16 protein-coding genes and 1 pseudogene are annotated in these 18751 nt (G+C 77.3%); 14 read left to right on the forward strand and 3 right to left on the reverse strand.

What is annotated here, in order from left to right:
* Positions 1–7 precede the first annotated feature (7 nt).
* Both ACTWP5_RS22105 and ACTWP5_RS22110 read left to right on the forward strand, forming a co-directional pair.
* Complete coding sequence (locus ACTWP5_RS22105) at positions 8–547, forward strand: type 1 glutamine amidotransferase domain-containing protein (protein WP_443222798.1); 540 nt, start codon at positions 8–10, stop codon at positions 545–547.
* A complete protein-coding gene (locus ACTWP5_RS22110) occupies positions 544–1737 on the forward strand; it encodes a baeRF2 domain-containing protein (protein WP_443222799.1) in 1194 nt (397 codons plus the stop codon). The genes ACTWP5_RS22105 and ACTWP5_RS22110 overlap by 4 nt, the downstream gene beginning before the upstream one ends.
* Before the next feature lie 20 nt (positions 1738–1757).
* On the opposite strand, the gene ACTWP5_RS22115 is transcribed toward ACTWP5_RS22110, so the two are convergent.
* Entirely contained in the window at positions 1758–2441 is a 684-nt protein-coding gene (locus ACTWP5_RS22115; RefSeq protein ID WP_443222800.1) for a DUF6766 family protein, read from the reverse strand.
* A gap of 66 nt (positions 2442–2507) precedes the next feature.
* Positions 2508–3977 carry an MFS transporter gene (locus tag ACTWP5_RS22120; RefSeq protein WP_443222801.1) on the reverse strand — a complete coding sequence of 490 codons (1470 nt, stop codon included), beginning with the start codon at positions 3975–3977 and terminating at the stop codon, positions 2508–2510.
* Positions 3978–4300: 323 nt separating this feature from the next.
* On the opposite strand from ACTWP5_RS22120, the gene ACTWP5_RS22125 reads away from it, so the two are divergent.
* Entirely contained in the window at positions 4301–4489 is a 189-nt protein-coding gene (locus tag ACTWP5_RS22125) for a DUF2795 domain-containing protein (RefSeq protein WP_443222802.1), read from the forward strand.
* Positions 4490–4596: 107 nt separating this feature from the next.
* Positions 4597–6024 (forward strand): cytochrome P450, encoded by a 1428-nt coding sequence (locus ACTWP5_RS22130; protein WP_443222803.1) that lies wholly within the window; start codon positions 4597–4599, stop codon positions 6022–6024.
* Between the two features lie 189 nt (positions 6025–6213).
* Here ACTWP5_RS22130 and ACTWP5_RS22135 read toward each other — a convergent pair whose 3' ends face one another.
* Entirely contained in the window at positions 6214–7272 is a 1059-nt protein-coding gene (locus ACTWP5_RS22135; RefSeq protein WP_443222804.1) for an NAD-dependent epimerase/dehydratase family protein, read from the reverse strand.
* Between the two features lie 156 nt (positions 7273–7428).
* On the opposite strand from ACTWP5_RS22135, the gene ACTWP5_RS22140 reads away from it, so the two are divergent.
* The 10 genes and pseudogenes from ACTWP5_RS22140 to ACTWP5_RS22185 all read left to right on the forward strand — a co-directional run bounded on the left by ACTWP5_RS22140 (position 7429) and on the right by ACTWP5_RS22185 (position 18690).
* A complete protein-coding gene (locus ACTWP5_RS22140; RefSeq protein WP_443222805.1) occupies positions 7429–8457 on the forward strand; it encodes an NAD-dependent epimerase/dehydratase family protein in 1029 nt (342 codons plus the stop codon).
* A 20-nt stretch (positions 8458–8477) separates the two neighbouring features.
* Positions 8478–10157: a carbamoyltransferase family protein gene (locus ACTWP5_RS22145; RefSeq protein ID WP_443222806.1), complete on the forward strand. Its 1680-nt coding sequence runs from the start codon at positions 8478–8480 to the stop codon at positions 10155–10157.
* Positions 10154–11272, forward strand: a complete 1119-nt coding sequence (locus ACTWP5_RS22150) for a glycosyltransferase family 2 protein (protein ID WP_443222807.1) — start codon at positions 10154–10156, stop codon at positions 11270–11272. The genes ACTWP5_RS22145 and ACTWP5_RS22150 overlap by 4 nt, the downstream gene beginning before the upstream one ends.
* A gap of 130 nt (positions 11273–11402) precedes the next feature.
* The gene (locus ACTWP5_RS22155; protein ID WP_443222808.1) at positions 11403–12047 is read left to right on the forward strand and encodes a D-glycero-alpha-D-manno-heptose-1,7-bisphosphate 7-phosphatase; all 645 of its coding nucleotides are present in this window, start codon (positions 11403–11405) and stop codon (positions 12045–12047) included.
* Positions 12044–13114, forward strand: coding sequence for a glycosyltransferase family 9 protein (locus ACTWP5_RS22160; RefSeq protein ID WP_443222809.1), 1071 nt, complete (start codon positions 12044–12046; stop codon positions 13112–13114). The genes ACTWP5_RS22155 and ACTWP5_RS22160 overlap by 4 nt, the downstream gene beginning before the upstream one ends.
* Before the next feature lie 5 nt (positions 13115–13119).
* On the forward strand, positions 13120–14085 hold the full coding sequence (locus ACTWP5_RS22165; protein WP_443222870.1) for a glycosyltransferase: 966 nt from the start codon (positions 13120–13122) through the stop codon (positions 14083–14085).
* Positions 14082–15242: pseudogene (locus ACTWP5_RS22170) on the forward strand (glycosyltransferase); the annotation flags it as partial. The gene ACTWP5_RS22165 and the pseudogene ACTWP5_RS22170, both read left to right, overlap by 4 nt.
* A 268-nt stretch (positions 15243–15510) precedes the next feature.
* On the forward strand, positions 15511–16140 hold the full coding sequence (locus tag ACTWP5_RS22175) for a D-sedoheptulose-7-phosphate isomerase (protein ID WP_443222810.1): 630 nt from the start codon (positions 15511–15513) through the stop codon (positions 16138–16140).
* Complete coding sequence (rfaE2, locus tag ACTWP5_RS22180; RefSeq protein ID WP_443222811.1) at positions 16137–17714, forward strand: D-glycero-beta-D-manno-heptose 1-phosphate adenylyltransferase; 1578 nt, start codon at positions 16137–16139, stop codon at positions 17712–17714. Before ACTWP5_RS22175 ends, rfaE2 begins: the two co-directional genes overlap by 4 nt.
* Positions 17715–17751: 37 nt before the next feature.
* Entirely contained in the window at positions 17752–18690 is a 939-nt protein-coding gene (locus ACTWP5_RS22185) for a glycosyltransferase family 9 protein (RefSeq protein ID WP_443222812.1), read from the forward strand.
* Positions 18691–18751 lie beyond the last annotated feature (61 nt).

Raw genomic sequence — 18751 nt, forward strand, 5'->3', positions numbered from 1 at the left:
TGTCACCATGCGCGTCGCGTTCCTCGTGGCGCCCGAGGGCGTCGAGCAGATCGAGATGACCGAGCCGTGGGAGGCCCTGACCGCGACGGGTGAGACCCCACAGCTGATCAGCACGAAGCAGGGGAGGATCCAGGCCTTCGACCACCTGGACAAGGCCGACACCTTCCCCGTCGACCAGACCGTCGCCGACGCGTCCGTGGACGACTTCGACGCCCTGGTGCTGCCCGGCGGGGTCGCCAACCCCGACTTCCTGCGGACGGACCCGAAGGCCGTCGCGTTCGCCAGGGCCTTCTTCGACGCGGGCAAGCCCGTCGCCGCCATCTGTCACGCGTCCTGGACGATGATCGAGGCCGACGTCGTGCGCGGCCGGCGCATGACGTCCTGGCCGAGCCTCCAGACGGACCTGCGCAACGCGGGCGCCGACTGGGTCGACGAGCCCGTCGTCGTCGACGAGGGCGCGAACACCCTCGTCACCAGCCGCAAGCCGGGCGACCTGAAGCACTTCACGGAGGCGATGCTCGACGCGTTTGGCGGTAGCCGCTCATGAGACTGGACGTGCTCGAGCCGCTGCTGCGCCGCCCGGGGCCGTGGGCGTCGGCGTACCTCGCCACGACCCGCCACGCGCGGGACGACGCCCAGGTCCAGGAACTGCACGCGCGTGAGATCCGCGACCTGCTGGGCGAGCAGGGCGCGGACGACGCCACCCGCCGCGCCCTGTACGAGGCGATGCTCGCGCTGGGACCCGACCGGCAGGGCCAGGCCCTGTTCGCGACGGCCGGGGAGGTGGTCCTCACGGTGCCGCTGACCACCGCGCCGCCCCGGGGCCTCGGCTTCTTCGGCCCGCTGCCCCGCCTGGCGCCGCTGGTGGAGTACGCCGCCGGCGAGCCGGCCTGCCTGGTGGCGTTCGTCGACCGCGGCGGCGCCGACCTGGAGCTGCGGCACGGCGGCGGCCCGAGCGGCTGGCAGGGACGCGACCGGACCGAGTCGGCGGGGCACGTCTCCGGCACCACGCCGCTGAGCCGCGTCGGGAGGGGCACCGACCTCCCCGGGCGCGGTCCCGGCGAGGGCACCGACGAGGTGCCGAACAGCCTGGAGGAGAACGCGGACCTCGTCGCCGAGGCGATCGCCGCCGACGCGCGGCGGACCGGCGCCGAGGTGCTGGTGCTGGCCGGCGACCCGCGCCAGCGGCGCGCCGTCCACGAGCGCCTGCCCGTCTCGTTGCGCGAGGCGGCCACGGAGACCGAGCACGGCGGGCGCGGGCCGGGCGCGGGGAGCGGATCGCTGGACGAGGACGTCGACGCGGCGCGCGCGGAGCGCGCCAGGCGGCGGACCGCCGAGGTGGTCGACCGCTTCCTCGCCGGACTCGGCAACGACGCGGCCGAGGGCGTGCCGGCGCTGGTCGAGGCGGCGCGGGAGCACCGTCTCGCCACGCTGCTGCTGCGGCCGGGCGGGGGAGACCTGGGCCGCGAGGTGTGGGCCGGGCCGGAGCCCGACCAGCTGGCCGTGCGCCGCACGGACGCCGCGTACCTCGGCTCGGGGGAGCCGTTCGCGGCGCGGGCGGACGACGCGCTGCTGCGGGCGGCCGTGGCCACGGACGTCGAGGTGGTCCTGGTGCGGCCCGACGCCGACGGTGTGGGGGACAGCCCCACGGCGACGCCGGTCGGCGGCCTCGGGGCGTTGCTGAGGTGGCCCTACGGGGAGGCGGAGAGCGACCACGGCCAGGCGCGGGCGGCCTGACCCCCGGCCTGACCCCCGGCCTACCCCTCGACGTCGGTCGCGCCGTGGGAGGCGCCGACGGGCTTGGACTCGGGCGATCCGCGTTCGCGCAGGTAGACGGAGAGGAAGGCCATGGACGCCATGGCCAGCAGCTCCGACTGCCAGTTCTGGAGGGTGCGGCTCCAGAAGTCGGCCGACGTCACGTACTGCGCCCAGCCGATGGTGCTCTGGTCCTGCATGCGCTGGAGCTCGTTGTACGCGGCGACGCCGCTGACCGACTGGGCCAGCCACGACAGCACGAACAGCCCGCCCATCACCAGGCCGAGGGAGCGCGCGTACACGGACAGCCGCCAGCCGCCCGCGCGGGCCCAGCGGGGGGAGTCGGGCCGCGCGTACCGGCCGACCATCTGCTCCTCGTCGGTCCCGCGCCCGGCGCGGTCCAGCGGCTTGGACTCGGGCGATCCGCGTTGGAGCAGCCAGACGGTGGCCGTGATGTAGAGGAAGAACTGGAGGTACTCCGACTGCCAGTTCTCGGTGACGTCCACGGCGAAGTCGGCGGTGGTGAGGTAGCTGGGGTAGGACAGCGGGCCGAGCCCTTCGGTGGCCCGCTGGTTGTTGAACTCGGCGTGCCCGGCCACGCTCTGCCCGACGAGCACCAGCAGGAACGCCGCGCCGAAGGCGAGCGAGAGTCCGTTGTCCTTGAGGAAGCGTCGTAGGGGTGCCATTCGTGTGGCATAGCCCGACGGGTACGTATCGGGCAAGTCGGCGCGGCGTCGCGGCGTCGACGTCCCTCAGGAGACCGTGGCGAGCTCCGGGCCGGTGGCCACCGGGGAGGGCGGCGACGCGGCTCCCGCCGTCGGGCTCGTCGATCCCGTCGGGACGGTGACGGTGGCGGTGGCGGTGGCGGTCGGGACGGCGGGTGTCGGCACGGCGGGAGTCGGCACGGGGGCCGGGCGGCGCACGCGCAGCACCACGGCCGAGACCGCCACGCTCCCGGCGATCACGGCGCCGCCCAGCACCAACGCCGCCCGGGCCCCCAGCACCTCCATCAGCAGCCCCGCCAGCGGCGGGCCCGCCAGGCCCCACCCGGTGCTGATGCTGCGCCACACGCCGAGGACGCGTCCGCGCAGGTGGGGCGGGGGGTCGGTCTGGAGGATGGTGGTGCCCGCCGTGTCGGAGAGCGACTCCACGACCGCCATCGGGACGACCAGCAGCAGGAGCAGCGACACGGTCGGGGAGAGCCCGGCGCCGATCTGGAGCAGGGCGCCGACGCTCGCCATCGTCGCGACCATCCGCACGGACGGCCGCTGCATCACGCCGGCCAGGACCGCCCCGGCGATGCCGCCGACGGCCAGCGCGGTGGACACGGTGCCGAACGCTCCCGCGCCGGCGGCCAGCGGGCCGGTGACCAGCACCGCGAGCGTCAGCGCGTAGTTCCGGCCGAAGACCGAGCTGAGGCACGTGACGGCCGCCAGCGCCACCAGCCGGGGGCGGCCGAGGAAGAAGCGCAGCCCTTCGCGGGTGCCGGTGCTGGTGCTGGTGCTGGTGCCGGTGCTGGTGTCGCGGCGGGCGCGGCGCCACGCCGGCCGGCGCGCGGACGGTGTCGGCACTTCCGGCGGCGCTTCCCGCCGGGCCTCGCGTGGCGCCTCCTGCTCGTCGTTGACCAGGCGCAGGAAGGGGATGACCGCCGTCACGAACAGGAAGGACAGCCCGTTGACGACGAAGGCGGAGGCCGTGCCGAAGAGCACCACCGTGCCGCCGGCCAGGCCGGTGCCGGCGAGCCGTCCCACGCTGTGGACGGTCGATCCCAGCGCGATCGCCGAGGGCACGTCCCGGCGCGGCACGAGGTCGTTGCCGAGCAGCGCGCAGGCCGGGCCGTCCACGGTCGCGATCGTGCCGGTGACGGCGGCGAGCAGCAGCAGCGTCGGCGTGGTGAGCAGGTCGAACGCGACGAGGGCGGCGGTGGCGAACGCGACGAGGCCGAGCGCGGCCTGGCTCACGGCGGCGGTGAGCTTCCGCGGCCAGGCGTCGACGGCCGCGCCGCCGAGGACGCCGAGCAGCAGGCCCGGGCCGGCCTGCACGGCCAGCGACAGGCCGGCCATCGCCGGGGAGTCCGTGACCTGGAGCACCAGCAGGTTCTGCACGGTGAGCTGCATCCAGGTGCCGGCGTTGGAGACCAGGTTCGCGACGGACCACCAGCGCATGCTGCGGTGCCGCAGCGAGCGCCAGGGCGAGCGCCCGGCAGGGAGGGAGAGAGGCATGGCGGCGTGGGGCCCGCGGCCGGCGGCGCGGCAGGACGTCGGCTGGTGTCGGCCGGGCGGAGAAGGGTGACGGAGGTCACGGAGGGGAAGCGGGCGACTCTGCTCCGCTGAGTGCGCAGACCACCCTGACAGACCGCCCGCCACCCGAGAAGACCAAGATCGTTACCGGAGGGGCGCGGGCGGCCAACGCCCTGTCGCCGCAGGGAGGTTGGCGGCCGAGTGCCGTTCCTCACACGCCGGTGACCGCCGGGGTGATCGATCGTCCGGGCCCGCGTGAGGGGCGGGCCCCGGCGGGTACCCGGGCTTCGATTGGAGGTCTGATCATGGCCAAGACCAACCCCATCGAGGTACAGAAGGCCCTCAAGGGCGCGAGCTACCCGGCGGACCGCGACTCCCTGGTGCGGACGGCGGAGAAGAACCACGCCAAGCAGGACCTGGTGGACAGGTTCTCCCACCTGAACCGGGATCGCTACGACGGGCCGAACGAGGTGGAGAAGGAGATATTCCGGTAGGTGCGGCTCCTCGGAGCGCCGCCGTTCCGCCAGGGGCACCCCGAGGGGTGCCCCTGCGGGCGCCGGCGGGAGCCACGGGAGGCGGGAGCCACGGGAGGTGGAGACGCATGAGCGGTGAGCGCGCGGCGCCGACGCCGCCCCCCACACATCCCGCACGCCCCACACCGCTGCCGCGCGCGGGACCCGGCGACGCGGCCCGCGTGCTGACGCGCGTGGTGCTGCCGGCCCTCGCCGAGGGCCTGATCGCGCGGCGTCCCCGCGCCATGGCCTGGGCGCAGCGCCGCCAGGCCGACCGCGCCGCCATCGAGGTGGTGCGCCGGCTGCGGGCCCGCCACGGCGACGGCCCGCTGCGGCTGCCCGTGCCGGGCCGTTCCGTCGCGCTGCTGCTGGCCGCCGACGACGTGGCGCGGGTGCTGCGCGCGACGCCCGAGCCGTTCAGCCCGGCCACCCGGGAGAAGCGCGGGGCGCTGGAGCAGTTCCAGCCCCACGGCGTCCTGATCAGCCGCGGCGAGGCGCGGGCCGTCCGGCGGCGGGTCAACGAGGCGGCGCTGGACAGCGGGCGGCCGATGCACGCGCTGGCAGGGCCCGTGGTGGCCCGGGTGCGGCGGGAGGCGACGGGGCTGACGCGGCGGGCGGCGGCCCGCGGTCTGGGGTGGGAGGAGTTCTCCGACGCGTGGTGGCGTTCGGTGCGACGGATCGTCCTGGGCGACGCGGCGGCGGACGAACGGGCGCTGACCGACCGTCTGGACCGGCTGCGGGCGGCGGCCAACTGGTCGCTGCTGGTGCCCGTGCACCGCCGCCGGCGGGCGGAGTTCCTGCGGCGGCTGCGGGCCCTGGCGCTCGCGGCGCCGCCGGACACCCTGGCCGGGCGGCTGCTCGGAGACGAGGCGGAGGCCGCGGCGCGCGAGGCGGAGGCGGCGGCGCGCGGCGGGGACGACGCGCTCGCCGACCCCGTGGGGCAGATCCCGCACTGGCTGTTCGCCTTCGACGCGGCGGGGGCCGCCACGCTGCGGACCCTCGCCCTGCTGGCCGCCCACCCCGCCGAGGCCGCGCGCGTCCGCGCCGAGGTGGGGGGCGTGGACCTCGACCAGCCGCAGCCGTTGCCGTTGCTGCGCGCCTGCGTGCTGGAGGCCGTGCGGCTGTGGCCCACGACGCCGCTGCTGCTCCGGGAGAGCACCGCCGACACGGCCTGGTACGGCACGACCATCCCGGCGGGCACCGCGTTCGCGGTCTTCACGCCCTACTTCCACCGCGCCGACCCGTCGGTCGCCACCCACGGCGACGGTGACGCCTTCGTCCCGGACATCTGGCTCGACGGCCGCGCCGAGCGGAATCCGGTGCTCGTGCCCTTCAGCGCCGGGCCCGGCCGCTGCCCCGGCGAGAACGTCGTGCTGCTGACGGCCACCACCTGGCTCGCGGCACTCCTGGCCCGCCACACGTACCTGCCGCGGCCCCCGACGCCGCTGCGTCCCCACCGGCCGATCCCGGCGACGATCGACCACTTCGCGCTCCGCTTCTCCGTCCGGCCGGGCTGACCGACGGTCACCAGCCACGGCGCCACAGCCCGTGGGCGAGCGTCAGCGCCCGGCCTCCGCCGGATCTGGATCCGGAGCCGGAGGGCGGGCTGACGGGCTGGGCGGGCCGGACGGAGAAGCGGGGTCCACGGGGCCTACGGGGCCCACGGGCACGGCCGCCTCACGGCACTCACGGCCGCCTCACGGCACTCACGGCCGGCGCCCCACGCCCGTGGAGAACTCGTCCCGCCGGCCGTGCCGCAGCCGCGCCGCCAGCGGCGGCGTGCGCCCGCCCGACCCCTGGCGCAGCCCGGACACGAGGTCGAGCAGCGCCTCCTGCGCGGTGTGCTTCGGGCGCCAGCCCAACTCGCGCTCCGCGCGCGAGCAGTCCATCACCGGCAGCCGCAGCAGCGCGTCGAACAGCTGCGGCGGCGCCGGCGCCATCCGGGTCCGCCACGCGACGGCGGCGGCCCTGCGGGCCAGTGGCTGCGGCAGCCGCATCGGCCGGGCGTGGAAGAGCCCGCCCAGCATCTCCGCGTCGACGACGGGTTCGGCGGCGATGTTGAACGCCCCGTGCGCCGGGCGCAGCAGCGCCAGCCGGTACGCCTCGGCGGCGTCGCTGGCACGCACCACCTGGAAGCGCAGCCCCGCGATGTCGGGCATCACCGGGCTCAGCTCCGGCCGGACCATCGGCCCGAAGACGAGGGGCCCGAGGAAGAGCCGGCGCTGTTCGGCGGCGGCCTCCTTGCCGAAGACGAAGCCCGGGCGCAGGCGCACGACGCGCACCTCGGGGTGGTCGGGGACGAAGGAGTCCAGGAGCCGTTCCACGTAGGCCTTCTCCCGGCAGTAGGCCGCCGTGGGCCAGCCGTGGGTGGGCCAGCTCTCGTCCACGGCGCGGTCCTTGGGGCCGGGGGAGTAGGCGCCGACGGAGGAGGCGTACACGAGGGTGGGCACGCGGGCGGCGGCGACCGCCCGCAGCAGCCGTTCGGTGCCGACCACGTTGACCCGCCAGGTCAGCGCCGGGTCGCGTGAGGGCTGGATCAGCCAGGCCAGGTGGACGACGGCGTCGGCGTTCGTGAAGTGCTCGGCGAGTTCGGTGTCGGCGCTCTCCCTGCGCAGGTCCACTGCGGCCCAGGAGGTCTTCTCCACCGTCCAGTCGGGCGGTCTGCGGGAGAGGCCCAGGACGCTGGTCACCTCGGGCTCGGCGGCCAGTGCGCGCACCAGCGCGCTGCCCACGTTGCCGGTCGCGCCGACCACGACAACACGCATTCCGTACCCCTCCCGGTCGGTCGTGGTGCTCTGGTCCGTGTGGTCCGGACTGGCCCCGCGTACCCGAACGGAGCGCGACCAATCGTCCGTTTAGTGAATTTTGTCAAGGGTACTGGGGTGCCACCACACGGGGACGGAGAGGAAGGAAGAGATGACATGCCGTTTCGTCATGCGGTCGTCACCGGAGGAGCCGGCTTTCTGGGTTCGCACGTGTGCACGGCGTTGCTCGACCAGGGAACGGCCGTCACCTGCGTCGACGACCTGTGCACGGCGGACCCCGAGAACATCTCCCACCTCGCGGACCGCCCCGGCTTCACGGTGACACACGCCGACGTCTGCCAACCCTTCGACGCCGAGCGCCCCGTCGACCTGCTGCTGCACCTCGCCTCCCCGGCATCCCCCGCCGACTACCTGCGCATGCCCCTGCACACCCTCGACACCGGCAGCCTCGGCACGCGCAACGCCCTCGCGCTGGCACGCCGTCACGGCGCCCGGTTCGTCCTCGCCTCCACCTCCGAGGTCTACGGCGACCCGCGGCAGCACCCACAGCCCGAGACCTACTGGGGCAACGTCAATCCCGTCGGGCCGCGCAGCGTCTACGACGAGGCGAAGCGGTTCGCCGAGGCCCTGACCGTCGCCGACGCGGAGGCGCACGGCACCGACGTCGGCATCGTCCGGCTGTTCAACACCTACGGTCCCGGCATGCGCGGCTACGACGGCCGCGCCGTGCCCACGTTCATACGGCAGGCGCTGGCCGGCGAGCCCCTCACCGTCACCGGCGACGGGCGGCAGACCCGCTCCCTGACCTACGTCGCGGACACGGTCCGCGGCATCCTCGCGATGGCCGCCTCGGAGCTGCGCGGCCCGGTCAACCTCGGCAACCCGGTGGAGATCACCATGCTGGAGCTGGCCCGCACCATCCTGCGGCTGACCGGCTCCGACTCCCCCGTGCGGCTCGTCGAGCGGCCGACGGACGACCCCGGCGTGCGCTGCCCCGACATCACCCTGGCGCGCGGCAAGCTCCAGTGGGAGCCGCGGGTGCCGGCCGAGGAGGGGCTGGCCCGCACCATCGACTGGTACCGCTCCCGCGACCCGCGCGACCCGCGCGACCCGCGCGAGCCACGCGAGGCGCACGGGCCCCGCGAGGCCCGCGAGGCCCGTCAGCCCGGCCTGACCGCCGGTTGAGCGGCGGGAGGCGACGACCCATGCGCGTACTCGGTATCAACGCCCTCTTCCACGACCCCGCGGCGGCCCTCGTCATCGACGGGCGGACCGTCGCCGCCACCGAGGAGGAACGTCTCTCCCGCCGCAAGCACGGCAAGCGCCCCGTGCCGTTCTCCGCCTGGGAACTCCCCGAGCGCGCGGCGGCCTGGTGCCTGGAACAGGCCGGCCTGCGGCCGGAGGACCTCGACGCCGTCACCTACTCCTTCGACCCCGAGCTCGCCCACCCCGCCGAGCGGATGGGGCTGCACGACCCGTGGGACCACCTGCGGCTGACCTACGCCCGCGAGGCGCCGTCGTTCCTCGCCGAGGCGCTGCCCGGCCTCGACCCCGCCCGCGTGCGCTTCGTGCCGCACCACATGGCGCACGCCGCCTCCGCCGCGTTCGCCGCGCCCGAGGCGGAGGACGCGGCCGTGCTGGTGCTCGACGGCCGGGGCGAGGCCACCTCCCACCTGGCGGCCCGCCGCACGGGCCGGGCCGGCCGGGAGCTGGAGCCGCTGCGCGGCCAGGAGCTGCCGCACTCCCTGGGCCTGGTCTACGAGGAGCTGACCGAGCACCTCGGCTTCCTGCGCTCCAGCGACGAGTACAAGGTGATGGCGCTGGCCGCGTACGGCACCCCCCGGTACCTGCCCGAGCTGCGCCGCCACGTCCACCCCACCGGCGACGGCGGCTTCCGCGCCGCCGGGGTGCCGTGGCACGAGCTGTGCGAGCCGCGCCTACCCGGCCAGGCGTGGAGCCGGCGGCACGCCGACGTCGCGGCGAGTGCCCAGGCGTGCCTGGAGGAGACCCTGCTGGACCTGGTGCGCTGGCTCCACGGCCAGACCCACGCCGAGCTGCTCACCATGGCGGGCGGGGTCGCGCTCAACTGCGTCGCCAACTCCCGGATCGCCCGCGAGGGCCCGTTCGCCCGGGTCTGGGTCCAGCCGGCGGCCGGCGACGCCGGCACGGCGCTGGGCGGCGCCCTGCTGCACGCCGCCGGCCACGACCCGGCGCCCACCCTCCCGCCGCCCGGCGCCGACCTGGGGCGCGGCTGGTCCGAGGCGGAGCTGGAGGCGTGGCTGAAGACGGCCGCCGTGCCGTTCGAACGGCCGGCCGACGTGGCGTCGGCCGTCGCGGCGGAGCTGGCGGGCGACGCGGTCGTGGCGTGGTTCCAGGGCCGGGCCGAGTACGGGCCCCGGGCGCTGGGGCACCGCTCGCTGCTGGCCCACCCGGGGAAGTCGGGGAACCTGGAGCGGCTCAACGACATCAAGGGCCGCGAGCAGTTCCGGCCGGTGGCGCCGATGGTGCTGGCCGACCGGGCCGCCGCCGTCTTCGAGGGGCCGATGCCGAGCCCGTACATGCTCTTCGTGCACGAGGTGCGCCCGGAGTGGCGCGACCGGATCCCCGCCGTCGTCCACGTCGACGGCACCGCGCGGATCCAGACGGTGGACCCGGACGACGACCCGCTGACGGGCGGGATGCTCGCCGCGTTCGAGCGGCTGACCGGCCTGCCGGTGGTCGTGAACACGAGCCTCAACACGGCGGGCCGGCCCATGGTCGACGACCCGCGCGACGCGCTGGAGTGCTTCGGCTCCTCGCCGGTGGACGTGCTGGCGATCGGCCCCTTCCTGGTACGCCGCGCGGACTTCTTCGCCCGGAGCGGGCCCCAGGGGGCCGCGTCATGAGCGACACGACGCGGGGCGGCGCCGCGCGGGGCGGCGCCGTGGGGAACGAGCCCGTGCCGGGCTCCGCGCGCGAAGGCGCCGCCCGGCGGGCGACCGCCGGGGCCGCGCCGGACGACGTGGCGCGGCTGCTGCGGACCGTCGCCGTCGTGGTCCCCACCGTGGGCCGGCCCAGCCTGAGCCGGCTCCTGGCGGCCCTGGCGGACGGGCCGGGACCGCTCCCCGCGCGAATCGTGCTCGTCGACGACCGGCCGCCCCACGACCCGACGCCGCTCCCGCTCACCGTCCCCGAGCCGCTGGCCGGCCTCGTCGAGGTGCTGCCCGGCCGGGCGCTCGGGCCGGCCACGGCCCGGAACACGGGGTGGCGCGCGGTGTCGCAGGAGTGGATCGCCTTCCTCGACGACGACGTGGTGCCCGGCCCGACGTGGGCCGCCGACCTCGCCGCAGACCTCGCCTCGGTCGACGAGCGGACCGCCGGCGTCCAGGCGCGGATCGTCGTCCCCCTGCCCACCGACCGCCGCCCCACCGACTGGGAACGCACCACCGCCGGGCTCGCGACCGCACGCTGGATCACCGCCGACATGGCCTACCGGCGCGCGGCGCTCGCGTCGGTGGGCGGCTTCGACGAGCGCTTCCCCCGCGCGTTCCGGGAGGACGCCGACCTCGCGCTGCGCGTCCTGGCCTCCGGCTGGACGCTGGCGACGGGGACGCGACGCACCACGCACCCGGTGCGGCCGGCCGACGACTGGGTGTCGGTCCGTGGCCAGGCGGGCAACGCCGACGACGTCCTCATGACCCGGCTCCACGGCCGCGACTGGTGGGCGCGGGCCGAGGCGCCGCGCGGGCGCCTGCCGCTGCACCTGGCGGTGACGGCGGCCGGGCTCGCGGCGGCGGCCTGCGCCGTCGCCGGGCGGACGCGCGCCGCCGCCGGGTGCGCGGCGCTGTGGGCGGCGGGCACGGCCGAGTTCGGCCTGGCGCGGATCCTGCCGGGCCCGCGCACCCGCAGCGAGCTGCGCCGCATGGCGCTGACCAGCGCCGTCATACCGCCGGTGGCGACGGCGCACTGGCTGGCGGGGCGGTTCCGCCACCGTCGAGCCGCCACCCTAAACCGGTTTTAATCCGGCATATCGGGTAACTGGACGCACTATGACTGACAGCGCCACGTCATCGAGCGCACGACGGGAGCCGTGGATACTCCCGGCCCATCCGGCCCTCCCAGCCCATCGGGCCCTCCCCGCCCTCCCCGCCGTGCCCGCCCCGGCCGCCGGCCCGACGCTCGCGGTCCTGTTCGACCGCGACGGCACCCTGATCGAGGACGTGCCCTACAACGACGACCCGGCGCTGGTCCGCCCCCGCCCCCTGAGCCGCCCCGCCCTCGCGCTGCTGCGCTCGCGCGGCGTCCGCCTCGGCGTGGTGAGCAACCAGTCGGGCGTCGCCCACGGCCGCGTCTCCCGCGCGGGCGTCGAGGCGATCAGGCGGCGCGTGGAGTCCCTGCTCGGCCCCTTCGAGGTCTGGGCGGTGTGCCCCCACGGCCCGGACGACGGCTGCCCCTGCCGGAAGCCGGCGCCCGGGCTGGTCCACGTCGCCTGCGCACGGCTCGGCGTGCCACCCGCCCGCGCCGCCGTCGTCGGCGACATCGGCACGGACCTCGCCGCCGCCCGCGCCGCGGGCGCCCGTGGCGTCCTCGTCCCCACCCCCGTGACCCGCCCGGAGGAGGTCGCCGCCGCGCGCCGCTCGGCAGCCTGCGCCCCCGACCTCCTCACCGCGGCCCACCTCCTCCTCGCCGACCGGGACCCGGCTCCCCTCGACCCGGCCGGCCGCGACCCGGTCCACGGCGGCCCGGCGGCAGCCCTCCGCGACCCGGCCCCGGCGAAAGGACGTGACGCCTCATGAGCGCCGCACCCCACACCCTCGTGGTCCGGCTCGACAGCGCCGGCGACGTCCTCCTGGCCGGACCGGCCGTCCGCGCGGTCGCCGCCGGCTCCGCCCGCACGACGCTGCTGTGCGGGCCGCGCGGCGAGGACGCCGGACGCCTGCTGCCCGGGGTGGACCAGGTCATGGTCTACGACGCCCCGTGGGTCGGCCTGGCCCCGTCCGCCCTGCGGCCGGCGGACGTCGCCGCGTTGGTCCACCGGCTCACCACCGCCCGCGTCGACCGGGCCCTCGTCCTCGCCTCCCACCACCAGAGCCCCCTGCCGATGGCGCTCCTGCTGAAGCTCGCCGGCGTCCCGTGGGTCGGGGCCGACAGCGAGCACTACCCCGGCTCCCTGCTCCAGCTCCGCCACCGGCGCGTGCCCTACCGGCACGAGGCCGCCGCCGCGCTCGCGCTGGCCGAGGCCGCCGGCTTCCGGCTGCCGCCCGGCGACGACGGCGGGCTGCGCGTCACCGACGTCGAGGACGCCACCCACCTGACCGGCCCCGACCCCTACCTCGTCGTCCACCCCGGCGCGGCCGTCCCCTCCCGCATGTGGACGCCGAAGCGCGCCGCCCAGGCCGTGGCGGCCCTGACCGCCGCCGGCCACCGCGTCGTCGTCACGGGCGGCACCGGCGAGAAGCGCCTGACCGGCGACGTCGCCGGCCGCCACGCGCTGGACCTCGGCGGGCGCACCACGCTCGCCCAGCTGGCGGGCGTGCTGGCCCGCGCCCGCGTCGTCATCGCGGGCAACACCGGCCCCGCCCACCTCGCCGCCGCCGTGCGCACGCCCGTCATCAGCCTGTTCTCGCCGGTCGTCAGCGCCGAACGCTGGCTGCCCTACCGAGTCCCCCACCTGCGGCTCGGCCGCCAGGACACGCCCTGCGTCGGCACCCGCGCCCGCCTGTGCCCCGTCCCCGGCCACCCCTGCCTGGACTCCGTCACCGACGAGCAGGTCCTCGCCGCCGTCGCCGCCCTGACGCCCGAGGACGGCGCGGCGGGCGGCGGCAGGTACGGGGCCCTCACCAGCGGGAGGAGCACGCCGTGAGCGTCCTGAACATCCTGCTGTGGCACGTGCACGGCTCCTGGACCACCGCGTTCGTCCAGGGCGGGCACTCCTACACCGTCCCCGTCCTGCCGGACCGCGGCCCGGACGGGCTGGGCCGCGCCCGCACCTTCGACTGGCCCGACTCCGTCACCGAGCTCCCGCCGGAGCGGCTGCGCGACGCCGAGGTGGACGTCGTCCTCCTCCAACGGCCCCACGAGGCGGCCCTCGCCGAACGCTGGCTCGGCGGACGCCGCCCCGGCCGCGACATCCCCGCCGTCTACGTCGAGCACAACGCGCCCGTGGGCGACGTGCCCGCCACCCGCCACCCCTGCGCCGACCGCGACGACCTGCTGCTGGTCCACGTCACCCACTTCAACCGCCTCTTCTGGGACAGCGGCACCACCGCCACCGCCGTCGTCGAGCACGGCGTCGTCGACCCCGGCCACCGGTACACCGGCGAGCTGGCCCGCGCCGCCGTCGTCGTCAACGAGCCGCTGCGCCGGGGCCGGGTCACCGGCACCGACCTGCTGCCGGGCCTCGCCCGCGCCGCGCCCCTCGACGTCTTCGGCATGGCCACCGCCGACCTCGCGCGTTCCCTCGGCGTGCCGCCCGACCGGTGCCGCTCCCACGAGCTGCCGCAGCGGGCGCTGCACGACGCCATGGCCCGCCGCCGCGTCTACCTCCACCCCGTCCGGTGGACCTCCCTCGGCCTCTCCCTCGTCGAGGCGATGCACCTGGGCATGCCCGTCGTGGGCCTGGCCACCACCGAGGCCGCGGTCGCCGTCCCCCGCGAGGCGGGGGTGCTCACCACCCGGCCCGACGAGCTCGCCGCCGCCACCGCCGCCCTGCTGCGCGACCCCGACGCGGCGCACGCCGCCGGCCGCGCCGCCCGCCAGGCCGCGCTCGCCCACTACGGCCTCAAACGCTTCCTGCACGACTGGGACCTGCTGCTGGAGGAGGTGGTTCGATGAGGATCGCGCTGGTCTCCGAACACGCCAGCCCCCTCGCCGTCCTGGGAGGCGAGGACGCCGGCGGGCAGAACGTCCACGTGGCGCAGCTCGCCACGGCCCTCGCCGAACGGGGCCACGCCGTGACGGTCTACACCCGCCGCGACGCCGACGCGACCACGCAGCCGGCCACCGTGCCGTTCGGCCCCGGCGTCGTCGTCCGGCACGTGCCGGCCGGGCCCGCGGAGCCGGTGCCCAAGGACCGGCTGTGGCCGTTCATGCCCGCCTTCGGCCGGTGGCTGCGGCGGGAGTGGGCGAGGACGCGGCCCGACGTGGCCCACTCGCACTTCTGGATGTCCGGCGTGGCGACGCTCGCCGCCGCCGTGCCCCTGGGCGTGCCGGTTGCCCACACCTTCCACGCCCTCGGCGTCGTCAAGCGCCGACACCAGGGCGCGGCCGACACCAGCCCGCCCGGCCGCGTGCCGTGGGAGCGCTACGTCGGCCTGCGCAGCGACCGCACGGTCGCGACCTGCCGGGAGGAGGTGACGGAGCTGATGGCGATGGGACTGTCGCCGCGCCAGGTCAGCGTCGTGCCCTGCGGCGTGGACGCCGACCGCTTCACGCCCGAGGGGCCCGCCGTCGCCCCGGGGCCCCACCGGCACCGACTGCTCCAGCTGGGCCGGCTCGTGCCCCGCAAGGGCACGGGGGTGTCGCTGGCGGCGCTCGCCCGGCTGCCCGACGCCGAGCTCGTCGTGGCCGGCGGCCCGCCGCCCGGCCCGCCGGAGCGGCTGCTCGCCGACCCGGAGGTCCGCCGACTGCACGCCGTCGCCCGGGGGCTGGGCGTCGAGGAACGGGTCCGCTTCACCGGGCGGGTGGGGCGCGAGGAGGTGCCGCCGCTGCTGCGCGGCGCGGACCTCGTGCTGTGCCCGGCGGCGTACGAGCCGTTCGGCATCGTGCCGCTGGAGGCGATGGCCTGCGGCGTGCCCGTGGTCGCCAGCGACGTGGGCGGGCACCGCGACACGGTCGATCCCGGCACGGGCCGGCTGGTGCCGCCGGGCGACCCGCGCGCGCTGGCCGGCGCCGCGGCGGAGCTGCTCGCCGACCCGGCGCGGCGCGCGGCGTGCGGCGCGGCCGGGCGGCGGCGGGTGCTGGACCGGTACCGCTGGGCGACCGTCGCCGCCTAGACGGAGCGGGTCTACGCCTCCCTGACCCGCGCTCCCGTCCCCGCCGCCGACGGCCCCGCCCCCGTCCGCGTCCCCGGCGTCCCCGCCGCGGACCCCCTGGCCCGCGACCCGCTGGCGTTCGACCCCCTGGCGTTCGACCCGCTGGCCCCCTGACCCTCCCGACACCCCCCGGCCCCCCGCCTCCGGAGACCCCTCGACCCCAGACGCCCCGAGACGACCAGACACACCAGACCCCCTGAAGCGCCGACAGGTAAGGAGCACGCTCATGCGCCACCCGCGCACCTCCCCCCTCGCCCCGCCGGAGGCCCGAGCGCACTGCCGATCGCTCCAGGAGGCGCTCGCCCGCCTCTGCGACGACGGCCTCGCCGAGGCCGCGGCCTGGGGCCGGGAGCTGGCCAGGATCCTGCCGGCCGGCGGCCGGCTGCTCGCCGCCGGCAACGGCGGCAGCGCCGCCCAGGCCCAGCACCTGACCGCCGAGTTCGTCGGCCGCTACGACGGCGACCGGCGACCGTACTCGGCCATCGCCCTCCACGCCGACACCTCCGCCACCACCGCCATCGGCAACGACTACGGCTTCGACGAGATCTTCGGCCGCCAGGTCGCCGCCCACGCCCGCCCAGGCGACGTGCTCGTGCTGCTGTCCACCTCCGGCCGCAGCGACAACCTGCTCAGCGCCGCCACCGCCGGCCGCACGGCCGGCGCCCGGGTGTGCGCGATGACCGGCCCCGTGCCGAACCCGCTGGCCGCCCAGGCCGACGCGGTGCTCAGCATCCGGTCCGCGAGCACCGCCACCGTGCAGGAGGCCCACCTCGTCGCGGTCCACGTGGTGTGCGAGGCGTTCGACCACGCCCTGGTCCGGGAGGCCTCCGCCCGTCGGCTGGCGGGCGCGTCATGACGGCGCCCCACCGACCCCACCGCTCCCACCGCCCGCGCGGCAGGTCACGCGGGCGCGGCCAGCCGATCGTCGTCGTCGGGGACGTGCTGCTCGACCACGACGTCGAGGGCGACGCCACCCGCCTCGCGCCCGACGCGCCCGTCCCCGTCGTCGAGGTGGGCGCCGAGCGGCACCGCCCCGGCGGCGCCGGCCTCGCCGCCACGCTGGCTGCCGGGGACGGCCGCGAGGTGGTGCTCGTGACCGCGCTCGGCGGCTCGGAGGACTGGGCCAGCGAGGCGGTGCGCGGCCTGCTGCCGCCCACGGTGCGGCTGGTCGAGGTGCCGCTGGACGGCGCCCTGCCCGTGAAGTCGCGGGTGATGGCCGGCGGCCGGCCGCTGCTGCGCTACGACCGGGGCGGCGGCACGCCGGGGCCCGCCGGCTCGGGCGTGCGGAGGGCCATCGCGGACGCCACCGCGATCCTCGTCGCCGACTACGGGCAGGGCACCGTCGCGGCCGTCCGCGCCGCGCTGGCGGCGGCGGCGCGCCGCGTCCCGCTGGTGTGGGACCCCCATCCGCGCGGAGGCCCCCCGGTGGCCGGGGCACGGCTGGTCACGCCCAACGAACGGGAGGCCCGCGGCTACGTCCGCCAGTTCGGCTCCGCCGTGGCCGCCCCCCAGGCGCGGGACGACACGCTCCACGCCCACAGCCGCCGCGGCGCCCTGCTGGCGGAGCGCTGGGGCGCGGGCGCGGTGGCCGTCACCCTCGGGGCGCGCGGCGCGGTCCTCGCGCGCGCGGACTGCGACGACCCGCTCTACGTCCCCGTCGCCGCCGCCAGCGACGGCGACCCGTGCGGCGCGGGCGACTGCTTCGCCGCCACGGCCACGACCGTGCTGGCCGACGGCGGACTGCCCTCGGACGCGGTCGGGCGCGCCACCGAGGCGGCCTCCTCGTTCGTCGCCGCGGGCGGCCTCGCCGAGGCGGCCTGGCGCCGCCGGGCCGACGGCCAGCAGGCCGACGGCCAGCAGGCGGGCGGCGCGCACGCGGGCGGCGCGCCCGCGGGCGCGGACCCCGCGCCCCGGCCGTCCGCCCGGCTCCAGCCGCCGCACGGCGGCGTGAACGGCGGGACGCCCGGCGAGTTGTCGGCCCTCACCACCCTCATCGACACGGTGCGGGCGCGCGGCGGCACGGTCGTCGCGGCGGGCGGCTGCTTCGACCTCCTCCACGCCGGACACGTGCAGTTCCTCGAACACGCCCGGCGGACCGGGGACTGCCTGATCGTCCTGATCAACTCCGACGCCTCGGTGCGCCGCCTCAAGGGCGAGGGACGCCCCCTCAACCCGGCCCCGGACCGCACCCGCGTGCTCGCCGGGCTCGGCTGCGTCGACGCGGTCGCGGTGTTCGACGAGGACACCCCCGAGCGGCTGCTGCGCCGGCTGCGGCCCGACGTGTGGGTCAAGGGCGGCGACTACAGCGTCCGCGACCTGCCGGAGGCGGCGACGATGCGGGAGTGGGGCGGGCAGACCCTCGTGCTGCCCTACCTCGACGGCCGCTCCACGACGGAACTCGCCCGCCGCGCCGCCGGCGTCCGCCCGTAGCGGCGGGCGGTGTTCGCGCCATGACGGTGTCCGCGCCATGACGGTCCTCGTGCTCCGCGCCCTGGGACTCGGCGACCTGCTGACGGCCGTGCCCGCGCTGCGCGCCCTGCGCCGCGCCACCCCCGGCCGCCGCCTGCTGCTGGCCGCCCCGCCCTGGCTCGCCCCGGCGGTGGCGATGACCCGCACCGTGGACGGCCTGCTGCCCGCCGCGGCGCCCGGCCGCGCCGTGCCGCGCCGCATCCCGTGGACGGGCGAGCCGCCCGAGTGGGCCGTCGACATGCACGGCCGCGACGCGGTCAGCCTCAGCCCGCTGCGGAAGCTCGGTCCGCGCCGGCTGTCCTCCTACGCCCTGGGCCCCCGCTGGCGGCCCGAGGAGCACGAACGGCTCCGCTGGTGCCGCCTCCTCGCCTGGTACGGCGTCCCCGCCGACCCGGACGACCTGCACCTGACGCCGCCCGCCCTCCCCTCCCCGGCGCCCGGCGCCGTCGTGTTGCACCCCGGCGCCGACGCGGGCGCGCGCCGCTGGCCGGCCGAGCGCTTCGCCGCCGTGGGGCGGGCGCTGCGCCGCCTCGGCTGGCCGGTGGTCGTCACCGCCGACGCCGTCGAGGCGCCCCTCGCGCGGCGGGTCGCCGCCCTCGCCGGGCTGCCGCCGGACGCGGCGCTGACCGGGCTGCCGTTGCCGCGCCTGGCCGCGCTGGTGGCCGGGGCGCAGGCCGTGGTCGTCGGCGACACGGGTGTCTCCCACCTCGCGACGGCGCTCGGCACGCCGTCGGTCACCCTGTTCGGCCCGGTGTCCCCCGCCCGGTGGGGTCCGCCCGACGTGCCGCGCCACCGCGTCCTGTGGCACCCCGGGAACGACGGCGCCCCGCACGGCGGCGGCCCCGACGGCGGTGATCCGCACGGCGACAGCCCGGACGCGCGACTCCTGCGCATCACACACGACGAGGTCCTGACCGCCCTCGCCACCGTCCTGTGACCTGACCCGCGGGCGGTTCCCGCTCATCCGTCCGCTCGTCCGTCCGCTCGGCCGTCCGCTC

This window comes from Streptomyces sp. 4N509B (assembly GCF_052245655.1).
Classification (GTDB): domain Bacteria; phylum Actinomycetota; class Actinomycetes; order Streptomycetales; family Streptomycetaceae; genus Streptomyces.